The following is a 579-nucleotide window of genomic DNA, read 5'->3' as shown; positions in this document are numbered from 1 at the left end:
TTGTTGGTACAAAGATTGGCAAAAATCCTTACACTTTTGAGCAAATACCTCCTGGAAGTGGTCCTTGGAAAGAAGCATGGCAAATATTTAAGGGCTACCCCAGTGTCCATGCTTGTTATGGTAATGCAGGTTCAATATGTCGACAGGCTTATGGATTACCTAATCGTACGCCAATTTATTCAAAATATTCAGGAAGAAAAAAATGAAACAAATCTTGAAATTATTAAGTGGTCTCATTCTGTTAAATATTGCTGGATGTAACATCGACAAGCCTCCACCAGGAGTTTTGAGTGCATGGGAGAAACCAGGAGCAGATTTTACTGAGGTAGGAAAAGCATTGTTAGAATGTGGTATGCCAACCCCTTATGATGTTTTTCCAGAAAATAGAAAGCTAAGCATCAATGCAGAGGCTTCCATCGATGCTTGCATGATTCAAGCAGGATTCCGCTACAAATGGGGAGGACCATATTGGTGTTATACTTTTAGAGCTGAAAACCTTCCCATTTGTCGTCCAGGTGCTGTCATACCACAGCGCAGTGTCAAGAAGCGTTTGAACAGCCCTTTTTGTAAAAAGTATAA

At 40.2% G+C, this 579-nt stretch carries 1 protein-coding gene and 1 pseudogene; both read left to right on the top strand.

The genetic code is table 11. The features are described 5' to 3' along the window. A pseudogene (locus ACFILA_RS09975) lies at positions 1–206 on the top strand (hypothetical protein); the annotation flags it as partial. Then, on the top strand, positions 203–579 hold a 377-nt coding region (locus tag ACFILA_RS09970; protein ID WP_375661177.1), incomplete at its 3' end, for a hypothetical protein. The pseudogene ACFILA_RS09975 and the gene ACFILA_RS09970, both read left to right, overlap by 4 nt.

This window comes from Bartonella sp. CL71SXKL (assembly GCF_042194935.1).
Lineage (GTDB): Bacteria > Pseudomonadota > Alphaproteobacteria > Rhizobiales > Rhizobiaceae > Bartonella.
Note: the sequence above shows the minus strand (reverse complement) of the source record. Positions and strands in the feature narration are given on the sequence as shown.